We start from the raw sequence: 11,994 nt of genomic DNA, 5'->3' as shown, positions 1-11,994 counted from the left end.
AGCACAACCAATTTTCATCTACCGCTATGGATGTTTTAGAGCAGGAAGGAACATCTACACTTGACATTGATTAAAAGGTTCTCGAATAAAATAGAGTGCATCGCGTTTTTGAACTTCCATACCGCCTCTATTCCAGTTTCCCCAACGAGTTATAAATTTTTTCCCACCTTCGCGACGTTCAATCGCAACAGTAAAATTATTACGGAGTTCCCGATAGCATCCATCCAAATTCGTCAAGGTCAAATCCAGTGCTGGGATATTAAATTTATTCTTCCCTTTATTGACAACAAAAAATCCTTCACTACCTCGCTCCATTAGCAATACAGTCGGACTATCAATGGCTGCTAAAACATTTTCTTTGATATTTTTTCCCTGATTTCCTCGTTGATACATAATTTGGCGGAATTTGACACCATATTTGATAAAAGAAACATCTCTATTATCCCAGTTCAGTATTAAAGGAGTGCCACTTTCTCTTGCCAGGATATATGCTGTTGCGAGGAAAGAGTCAGAAGGATCGCTATAGGGGTTAATAGCATTGGAATTAATCTCGCGGATAGTATCGTGGTTTCTGCCAAAAGTGACGCTACGCGGATCGTTTATGCCTGTGGGAACTCGCAAGGAACGCAAATCTCCACCAAAGCTGAAGGCATTTTTCAGTGAATTGTAGAGAACAAAATCTGTGACAGCAGCAATCCAGTTATAATTTTCTGCACTGGTGTCGCTATCTGTGATTACCTCAAGATAATTCCATGCTTTTCCTTGACTTTGTTGATCCACATAGCTGATGTACTCTTTGACAACATCTGCTGGGATATGCTTGGCAGCATCAAACCTAAATCCATCAATTCCTAAATCTAGCAATTTTTTTAAATGAGCTTTTTGAATTTTTTTAACATTATTGGTAAATTTCAAGTCAGGAAGACCACCTAACCAACAATTAATTTCTGAATCTCTGTTGCCATCACTATAATTAATGCTACAAGATTTTTTACCTGGACGATTTGAATCCGAATTAAAGTCATTTATAGAAAGACCTGGAAATTTAGTTAAATCTTCAAAATCATCATTGCCATCTAAATTAGCCATGTGATTGAAAACAACATCAGCAATCACTTTGACCTTACAACTGTGGGCTTGACTAATAAGTTTTTTTAAATTTAAGAGTGAACCTCTACCTTCGATAATGCTATAGTCTACAGGTTGATAGCGTGCCCACCATTCTGGAGCAGGATTAGATTTTTGGGCTGGAGAAATTTGAATGTGAGAATATCCTTGCTTCCCTATTTCACATACAAACTTTTCAATATCAGTGTACTGCTGGTCAAATGCATGAAAAATCGCAGAAGGTTTTTCTCCTGCTAATGTCTTAATCGGGTAAATAGAAGTTGTGCAGATGACAACTGCACAGATGAAGATATTTTTCATTAAAGACATTATTCCTAATTCGAGTTTGGCACGAGTCAAATTAATTCTACTGAGGTTAGCCCCACTCAAATTTAAACCTCTTAAGTCGGCATAGCTAAAATTTCTTTCCCCAATAGCATAACGCTCTAGCAGTTCTTCAGCAGTCATAACTACCTCACACTACCATCAATTAATACTATTCTTTTCCAACTTCAGTTAAGAGGATGTTTTAAAAGTGGTTTGCTGTAATTTTAAGCACTTATTGATCCCCCCTAACCCCCCTTAAAAAGCAGGGTGGTTTCATACGAAAAAAGAAAAATACATAAGTCTTGATTTCTCGTGAAAGTGGCATGGCTTTTTCCCTCACTTCCATTCCTCTCCCCCGGTGGGGGAGAGGCTTTGAAACCCAGTTTTAATTTTTCTTTGCTTGTATGAAACCACCCTGCCTAACCCCCCTTAAAAAGGGGGAAACCGGAATCAAAGTCCCCCTTTTTAAGGGGGATTTAGGGGGATCAAAAATGTTTTGCTACTGGCCAGAGGACTTTTAAAACATCCTCTAATGCCTGATTTTCAAAATTTAAGAACTCGTTGCAATTAGGCGGCGATCGCTCATGAACAGCTTCTGTCACTCTCCAGAAGGGTAATATTCTAGAAACTTCAATAAGTGGATAGAATTTGTCAAAGCCAGTTACCAACTAAAACATAAGGTGCCCAGTAGCCAGGACGACTGTAATTGGGATAATCTTTTAACAACTTTACTTGGGCACGACGCAAGGCTTCAGCCTTTGTCACCTCAGTTTTAACTAACTCACGATAAAATTCACCAATTAAGATAGCAGTAGATTTATCACTGATATGCCATAGTGAAGCCAAGGTACTACGGGCGCCAGCTTTCACGGATGCTCCTGCTAGCCCTAGCGTGGCGCGATTGTCACCAGTAGCAGTTTGGCAAGCACTTAAGACTAGCATTTCCAAAGCTTCTGAGCGAGTTTGATCCCGACGGCGCAGCAAGCTATCAAATTGCGTGACATTGATCGGCCCATCATCTGCAAGTATAAAAGTATTCTCAACACTGGAGCTAAATTGACCGTGGGTTGCCAGATGTAACACATTAAATGGTACAGTATTTACCTTACTCTCTAGGTTTTTGCTGTTGAAGTCTCGATCTAATAACTGGGTAGTAGACGCGATCGCTTGGGAAATAGAGTTAAATTCTGATTTAATTTCTGGTAGCGGTGGAAATTGCTGTTGAAAGCCTTGTGGTGGTTGCACTAACCCGGCGGCTAGTACATTGAATTTTGTTTGTGTCAAGGGTTGGAATGCGAGTAACTGAAGTCCTAAGCTGAGTGCTACAGCGTATTTTTCTACTAGATATTGCTGACCGTCATACAATATAGCCATTGGCACATTTCGCAATATTCCATCCAGTACAAATACAAGGGTTTTGACTCCATTATCTTGTAAATCAGACTCAATTTCTTTGATTAACCACCCATAGACTTCCTGTGATAGCGCCTGCACTTCCTCAGTCCGATCGGGTTCTAACAGATACTCTCTGAGTTCTCTGATGATACCTTCTACCTCGTTCTGTGACTTATTTACTGTATAATTACGCAGTGGGTGTTTAGGAATTTTGACTATCACTTGGAGTTGAGAAGGCAGAATAATTGGATAAACGATCGCGGCTGTAGGATTATCTTTATCTACTATTGTGTCAAGCGAAACAGTTTTGGTATTAATGCAAGCTTCCCGAAAAAAGTCGTCTAATTCCGCTAGTTGCAGTGCTTCAATCCTCTGTCTAGCTTTGTCTAGGATTGGTTCGCTCGGATGAGTTTGCTGAAACTGCAACAATAATTCTACGGACTCTCGATATACAGGTTCTACACTTTCTTTAAAGGAAAATTGGACATCTCGATTCACAACCACTAAGTCATTACGCAGAGTCTGCAACTCACCGATCGCAGTATCATAGGTGGCAATAGCGCCCTCAATCTCTCCCTGCTGTTTCAACAAGCGTCCTAACTGCCAATGCCAACGATAAGCGATATCTGGAGCATTGATTGTTTGGGCTATGTTCAGTGCCTGTTGGGTGAGGTTCTGGGCAATTGACCATTGTTTGGTTTGTTCGTATACACTGCCCAGAGTCCCAAGGGCAAAGCTCTCGGCTCGTTTATCTGCCAAATCTTCAGCTTGTTGCAAGGCTCTGGCGCAGATTTGAGCGATCGCTTGGGGTGTAGTCCCAAATTTCATCAAGCTTTGAGCTAGATTAATCTGGGCATAAATAGTTGTCACAGAAGCAGGTAGTTGTGCTAGTTGAGTTTGGATTTGCGGCAATAGTGTCTGCACGGGGGCTGTTTGTCCCGTGTTCACTAGTAAGTTCAACTGATTAACTTCAGCCTGAACTTTGCTAATCGGGTTAGGAGCGATCGCGGCAGCTTGCTGATAAAACTGTATTGCACCCTTAAAATCTTGCTGTACTTGTGCCGTGTTGCCTAAACTAAATAAAGCCGCGCTCACATCCTGGGGAGAATCCAATTTTTGGGCAATTGACAAACTTTGCTGTAATACCTGACGAGATTGATTCAAATCTCCTGCTAATTGCAGAGCATTCCCAAAAGACCGTAATTCTACTGCTTTGGTAATAGAATTAGGTTTTGATTGTAACTGCTGCTGCAATTGAGTCAAGATTGTCAAAGCCCGACGGTAAAATCCCAAAACTTGCCATGCTTGTGCTTGATTGATGCGATCGCGGATAATGCCATTGCGATCGCCTAATTGCTTATAGCTAACTTCTGCACGTTGCCAGGTGTTAAGTGCCTGTTCAGCTTGTCCCAAGTCTAGTTGAATACTACCTTGAATATCTAGAATTGGAGCCAAAACCTGAAGATTTTCGGCAGGAGAGGATTTTTCGACCAACTTCAAGCTATCTGTAATCGCCTGTTGCGCTTGGATCAAATTATCCAGTTTTTGATATGCCAATGCCAAATTACTTAATGCTACAGCTTGCCGCAATTCATTGCCCTGGCTGCGATAACTTTTAACTGCTTGTTGCAAAACTTTAACCGCTTCTGCAAACTGTCCTGCCTCATACAGCACTTTACCCTGTTGCAGCAAGTCTTGTGTTTGTGCAGTAGAATTTTGGATTGACACTTCAAGAGTTGCGATATGTTGTGTTTCTATAGTTGCAGCAACAGGAAAAGCAGTAACGCACAAAAAAGCTGTCACCAGAACCAAGAGCATGAAAACAGGCAAGTTATGGATTTTAAAGGGAAGAGTGAACCATATATTACATCCGTTACATATCCGTTGCCACTGATTATTTTTATAACTCTTGAGTTTCATCGTAATTCCTCCCCCGACTCTTGGAGTAACGAATTATTGACTACAGGACATGGCAGAGGGAATAGAAGAACTTTGCACAGATTGAGCTACAAGCATAATATTACCATTAGCATCGGCAATCCATCTTTGAGCCTCCACAATCGGATCGGTAGATTTGGTCATAGATGCAGTAGATAATTTATCTGCGATCGCTGTTGCTTGTGCGGGCAAATCTACCCAACCAGTAATCACTGCTCGTCCTCGCAACGGTTCATTAGGACTTTGGGGTAATCCACCGCGTCCAGTGGCGGTAAAACGACTAGCGTTTTGTCTTCCTCTGGGAGTGCAACCTTGGGCAATTTGTCGGGATGCATCCACGAGGTTAGAGGGTAGTTGAATTAAGCCGCGATTAGGGTCAGTATCTGGACTGTTGATAGTTACTTCCCCACTCACTCCCAATTGTGAACTCGCTGTAATATCGCTGTTTTCGGTTGGGCTTTTTTGCGGGAGAATACCGTAAATACCGTTTGTTGTAATGTCAACTCTACCACCAATCCCTGTAAAGGCGTTAGCGCTGATATCGCTATTTTCTTTAGGAACGGCGACGATGAAAGGGCTAATAATGGTGATGTTACCGCCATCGCCACCAAATTCGCTACTGCCAGCAGTGGTAGAAATTTGACTATGATTGCGTAGTAATAATAAGTCTTGCAACTTCAGGGTAATATTACCACCATTCCCCGATCTGGTTATGGCAGCGATCGCTCCTTGGTTATCTAGGCTCAGAGAACGAGCTTGGATGTCAAGGTTGCCTGCCGTCCCTGCACCGATACTACTGACAGTGACTTCACCTCCATCCCGGACACTCATTTGCTCAGTTTCAAGCCTTAAACTTCCCCCACTACCAGTACCTTCGGGCGTAACCGCAGCGCTGATTTGGCTGTTAAAGTTACCATTTGGTGATTTGCCAACGACTTCTACAGATTTCGACGCATGAATTTGTAATTTACCTGCATTGCCCTCGCCAGCAGTTCCAACCGATACTATTGCACCACCTCTTACACTCAAGCGATCGGTTTCAATTGTTAAATCGCCACCGTTGCCTCTGGGTGGAATAACTGTTTCGTCTGCGTCTAGTTCAATACCTGCATTGATACCTGTAGCAAAGAGGTTATCAACAGGTGTATCAAATACCTCTACCTCTGAGGCACGAATTGTGAGATTACCAGCGTCACCTTGACCAAAAGTAGCGACTTGCACTTTGCCTCCATGACTGACACTCAAGCGTTTTGTCTCAATGGTCAAGTTACCACCGCGACCCTCACCTTGAGTGTTTACCTGAGCGAATAAGCCAGCAGGATTTTCAATATTAGAACTCGATTTGATTTTTCCGCTTACTTCTACTGAATCGGCAGCGCGAATAGTCAAATTTCCTGCAAACCCTTTACCAAAAACACTGCTTCCCACTTGACTATCAAGGACATTTATGGTGTCAGTTTCAATGGTTATGTTGCCTGCATTTCCCGTACCAAAAGTGTTCGCGGCGATCGCACTTGCATTCAAGACATTCATCATTCCAGACGCAAGGGTTATATTGCCTGCATCTCCTGTGCCATAGGTGTTCGCTGCGATCGCACTTTCATTTTGGGCAAGTAAGCGATCGCTGCTAATATTTATATTTCCTGCTTTTCCTGCACCAAAAGTTCTAGCCGCCAATTGTCCCCCATTGGTCAGAAGAAGAGAACCAGTGGTGATATCAATATTACCCCCTTTAGCAAAAGTATCTTCCCCTTGAACGGAGGCACGCCCGACATCGCTAAGAACAACACCGTCATCAAAAGAGACGCTATCGGTGGCATTAATAATCACACTGCCAGCATCTCCCAGTCCTAAAGTACTGGCAGATAGCTGTCCTTCTTGGACAATCAACTGATTGGTATTAATTGCCAAATCTCCGGCTTTTCCTGTACTCAATGTTTGAGTCAACAAGCTGCTGGGAAAAGGAAATACACTATTACTATTAGTAGCAGTGCCGATCGTTTTAACTAATTGGGAGGCATTTATATTCACATTCCCTCCAGCCCCACTACCATTAGTTTGAGCTGAAATGACTCCTCCATCTTGGATTAACAACTGATTGGTGTTAATCGTAATCTTTCCTGCAGGTCCTGTGCCATAAGCATCAGAACTGATATTGCTAGGATACCATCCATCAGGAAACTGTGGAAGAATAGCAGTACCGACTAGCTGCACCGATTCGGCATTTACTATTATACTTCCTCCAACCCCTCTACCTTCGTTATCAGTTGTGATTCCGGCTCCATTTTGGATGAGTAACTGTCTAGTGTTAATCGTGATGTCTCCGGCGTCTCCGACTCCATTAGATGCAGCAAGTATACCAGTGTAGCCTAAATTGGGATTATCTGGAATGCCGATTACTTGCACTGATTCTGAGGCATTTACGGTCAAATTTCCTGCCACACCTTCACCGGAAGTAGAAACTGAGACTTGCCCTCCATCTTCGACGAGCAACCTAGAAGTTTTAATTGTTAGCTTTCCTCCTTCTCCTGTCGCGGTGGAACTACTCTGAGTAAACAAGTCGCTGCCAAACTGACCACTAACTGTCAGACCTGCCACTTGTACAGATTCTGAGGCATTTACTGTTAAATCTCCCGCCGCTCCTGCATTGTATGTACCAGATGAAATCTTTCCTCCTGCTAAGATTTGTAACTGCCTGGTGTTAATTGTCAGGTTTCCTGCGTCTCCTGTCCCAAAAGTTTCAGCAAATAAACCACTGCGAATTTCAGTAGGTGATTCTCCAACGACTTGCACTGATTCAGAAGCATTTACATTCAATCCTTTTCCAGGTAATGCTCCGAAAGTGCTGGCTTCAATCTGGGAACCTCCACTGACTGTAATTCCTTTACCCCACACCTGAATAGCGCCGCCACCTTCGCCACTGGTACTAACCAAGGCTTGATTACTGAGTGAGATATCGGCTTTAGCTACACCATCAGGAACAATCAAACTCAAATTATTACCATCCACATTCAGTCCGACTGTCCCCTCACCTGCAACTCCAGCCAATTCCACTCGTCCACCCGGAGCATTCAATCTACCTTCGTTGATGGCAATTTCTCCACCCACTAATAGCAAACTCCGAGCATCTGGTACTCGTAGACCAAAGATATTATCTCCTGCTGGTGCAATTGAACTGTTTTCAATTCTGCCAGCCTGAAGTTGATTGAAGAACAATGCTGAAGGATTAACTGTTAGTAATGAAGAAGGAGCCTGAGGATTAGTTGCACTAAATTCCAAGCCATTGCCAAACACAAAAGAATTTGCCGTACTCGCTACAAAGGAACCCGCCACATCCAACCGTGCATTGTTCCCAAATAAAATGCCATTGGGATTGATAAAAAATAAATTTGCACCGCCGTTCACCCCCAAAGTGCCGAGAATATTCGAGATATTACTTCCCGTCACCCGTGTAAGAATATTGGAGATTCCTGTGGGATTGGCAAAATAAACTCGTTGGGATTCTCTGACATTGAATTCACCAAAACTATGGAACAGGTTTGCACCGCGAATTGCGCCACCATCAATCCGGTCAGCCGGAAGTCCTTTAATATTGACATTGGGAGTGATTATTGAAGAGTTATTACCCAATGTTCCATCAGGGGTAATCTGGGCTAAAGCGTGATTTTCACCACAAAATATGACATGAGCAAGCACTCCAGTAATGCTAAAAACTCCTAATAAACCGGAGAGCCAATTCCTATTTCCACAGATTGCCATATCATAACTAGCCTCGCCTGCTCATTTCTTATCTGTGAATATGCAATCAATTTATTGAGAAATTTATCTACAATTAATTTCAGCAGATATTTGAACTAAATGAGAGTAAAGTTTTTAAAACTTAAAATTAGGTATATAGATATAGGAGTGAAATTAAATATGCGTTATCCAGAACCCTTGTAATAGAATGAAAACAGGTAACTTATGGATTTTAAAGGGAAGAGTGAACCATAAATTACATCCGTTACATATCCGTTGCCATTGATTATTTTTATAACTCTTGAGTTTCATCGAAATTCCTGCTTTGAATCTTGAAGTAACGAATTATTGACTACAAGACATGGCAGAGGGAATAGAAGAACTTTGCCCAGATTGAGCCACAAGCATAATATCACCGTTACCATTAACGATCCATCCTTGAGCCTCCACAATTTGATCGGTAGATTTGGTCATAGATGGAGTAAATGATTTATCCGTGATGGCTGTTGCTTGCGGGGGCAAATCTACCCAACCAGTAATCACTGCTCGTCCCCGCAACGGTTCGTTAGGGCTTTGGGGTAATCCACCGCGTCCAGTGGCGATAAAGCGACTGGCATTTTGTCCTCTTCTGGGAGTGCAACCTTGAGCGATTTGCTCAGATGCATCCACGAGGTTAGAGGGTAGTTGAATTAAGCCACGACCAGGGTCGGTATCTGGAGTGTTTAAATCTACCTCTCCACTCACTCCTAATTCCGAACTCGCTGTAATGTCGCTCTTTTCGGTTGGGCTTTTTTGCGGGACAATACCGAAAATACCGTTTGTTGTAATGTCAACTCTACCACCTTTACCAGTGAAAGCATTAGCAGTAATGTCGCTATTTTCTTTGGGGACGGCGACAATGAAGGGGGTATTGATGGTAATGTTACCGCCATCGCCACCAAACTGGTTATTGCCAGCAGTGGTGGAGATTTGACTGCCGTTGCGTAGTAATAATAAGTCTTGCAGCTTCAGGGTAATATTGCCGCCAGTGTTGCTGCGGGTTTCGGCAAAGATGGTTCCATTATCTAGGGTGAGGAAACCTGCTGTCAGGTCAATATTGCCGCCAACTCCTGTACCTTGACTATCGACAGCGATTTTCGCATCATCTCGAATGGTTATAGTTCTGGGGTCGATGGAGATACTACCACCTTTGCCACTAGAACCTTCAGTTGTGTTGGCAAACAGCCCACTATTAGCGCCAGCTAGTGTCATGCTGTCAGTGATTTTAAGGGTGATATCTCCGGCAGGTCCCCTGCCAGAAGTAGTAGTACTCAGTTGAGCGCCACTGGCGGCTTCAAAGTTATTGGCATTGACCGTGATGCTGCCAGCGGGGCTTCCCGACGTAGTGCTGGCGTTTAAAAATGCTTTATCCATCATGCGTAGAACACCTGTAGTGATTATGATTTCGCCACCCGGACCAGCGTCTTCAAATTCGGTAGCTGTAGACATTCCACTAAGTTCTCCTAAGTCATCAATTCTAGAAAGATTAACAAAATCTGAAGTGTTCACCAGGATATTGCCTGCCTTTCCCTTATTATAAGTTGAGGCAAATAGTCGAGCTCCATCCGTTAGAGAAAGAGATTGTGCCTGAATGTGGATGTCACCCCCATTACCGTTACTACCGCTAATATCGTTCCTAGCAGTTTGGCTGGAGACAGTACTGTCTTTAATAAAGATAGAGCTATTTGACTGTAGCGATATACTTCCAGCATCCCCGTCTTTGAAGGTAGCGCTCCAAAAACCGCTGTTTTCAATAGAGATAGAGCCATTTGACCACAGTAATATGCTTCCAGTGTTGTCCCTATTGCCAGAGGTTTCGCTGTCCAGAATGCTATCTTTAATAGAGATAGAGCCATTTGACCACAACGAAATGCTTCCAGCATTTCCCTCAAAGAAGCTATCGCTGTCGAGATAGCTGTCCTCAAGAAGAGAGATAGAGCTATTTGACTGTAGCGATATGTTTCCAGCATTTCCGTAATTGGTACTGCTCAAGAGATTACTCTTTTTAAGAGAGATGGAGCCATTTGACTTTAGGGAGATGTTTCCGGCATTCCCGTAATTGGTATTGGTGGAAATATCGCTGTTTTCAAGAGAAATAGAACCATTTGACCACAGCGATATGCTTCCGGCATCTCGATTTCCAGAGTTAGAGTTGGAAAGAGCGCTATCGGTTATGGAGAGAAAGCCAGCTGTGATATTGATGCCGCCTGCGTTGCCCAAACCTCCAGTTGGCACAGCATTAGAGATAAGGGTTTCATTTGTAATGTTTATGCCCGCAGTTGCATTAATGTCAATATTTCCGGCTTGACTGTCAACTGACCCCAACCCTGACGCTATTCCAGCCTGAAGTTTACTTGCTCCCAAAACATCTATATTCTGCGCATTGATAGCAATACTACCTCCTTGTTTGGCTCTTACATTCACTTCAGCGCCATTAGTGAGGGTTACATTTGCTCGCGCTACACTATCAGGAAAACTTAAGCTCAAATTGTTGTCAGTAAAATTCAGTTTTACTGTTCCCTCTCCCGTCAATCCTCCCAATTCCACTCGACCACCCGGAGCATTCAATCTGCCTCCATCAATGGCAACATCTCCACCTACTAATACGAGGCTACGACTATCGGGAACTCGTAAACCAAACAGATTATCTCCTGCTGGTGCAATTGACTTGTTTTCAATTCTTCCTGCTTGAAGTTGATTAAACAACAACGCTGAAAGATTAACTGTTAGTAATGCAGAAGGAGTCTGAGGATTAGTTGCACTAAATTTTAGCCCATTGCCAAACACAAATGAGTTCGCCGTACTAGCCACAAACGAACCCGCCACATCCAGGCGTGCATTCTTCCCAAATAAAATGCCATTGGGATTGATAAAAAATAAATTTGCACCGCCGTTCACTCCCAAAGTGCCGAGAATATTCGAGATATTACTTCCCGTCACCCGTGTAAGAATATTGGAGATTCCTGTGGGATTGGCAAAATAAACTCGTTGGGATTCTCTGACATTGAATTCACCAAAACTATGGAACAGGTTTGCACCGCGAATTGCGCCACCATCAATCCGGTCAGCCGGAAGTCCTTTAATATTGACATTGGGAGTGATTATTGAAGAGTTATTACCCAATGTTCCATCAGGGGTAATCTGGGCTAAAGCGTGATTTTCACCACAAAATATGACATGAGCAAGCACTCCAGTAATGCTAAAAACTCCTAATAAACCGGAGAGCCAATTCCTATTTCCACAGATTGCCATATCATAACTAGCCTCGCCTGCTCATTTCTTATCTGTGAATATGCAATCAATTTATTGAGAAATTTATCTACAATTAATTTCAGCAGATATTTGAACTAAATGAGAGTAAAGTTTTTAAAACTTAAAATTAGGTAATAAACAATGGCTTTATGTAAATTCTTGGTGGTTGCCCGAATTCAATCAACGACTGCCCGAATT

4 protein-coding genes are annotated in these 11,994 nt (G+C 42.8%); all 4 read right to left on the bottom strand.

Features of this window, described 5'->3' with window-relative positions:
- Window positions 1-54: 54 nt before the first annotated feature.
- The 4 genes from V7K41_RS22030 to V7K41_RS22015 all read right to left on the bottom strand — a co-directional run bounded on the left by V7K41_RS22030 (window position 55) and on the right by V7K41_RS22015 (window position 11,796).
- Window positions 55-1,575 carry an alpha-amylase family glycosyl hydrolase gene (locus V7K41_RS22030; RefSeq protein WP_334851625.1) on the bottom strand — a complete coding sequence of 507 codons (1,521 nt, stop codon included), beginning with the start codon at window positions 1,573-1,575 and terminating at the stop codon, window positions 55-57.
- 510 nt (window positions 1,576-2,085) lie between these two features.
- Window positions 2,086-4,647, bottom strand: a complete 2,562-nt coding sequence (locus V7K41_RS22025) for a CHAT domain-containing protein (protein ID WP_334851681.1) — start codon at window positions 4,645-4,647, stop codon at window positions 2,086-2,088.
- Window positions 4,648-4,782: 135 nt separating this feature from the next.
- Entirely contained in the window at window positions 4,783-8,526 is a 3,744-nt protein-coding gene (locus V7K41_RS22020) for a two-partner secretion domain-containing protein (protein WP_334851624.1), read from the bottom strand.
- A gap of 324 nt (window positions 8,527-8,850) precedes the next feature.
- Window positions 8,851-11,796, bottom strand: coding sequence for an S-layer family protein (locus V7K41_RS22015; RefSeq protein WP_334851622.1), 2,946 nt, complete (start codon window positions 11,794-11,796; stop codon window positions 8,851-8,853).
- Window positions 11,797-11,994 lie beyond the last annotated feature (198 nt).

The sequence above is a fragment of the Nostoc sp. genome, from assembly GCF_036917415.1.
Lineage (GTDB): Bacteria > Cyanobacteriota > Cyanobacteriia > Cyanobacteriales > Nostocaceae > Nostoc.
The sequence above is the reverse complement of the archived record's forward strand: the minus strand, read 5'-3'. Positions and strand labels throughout refer to the sequence as shown.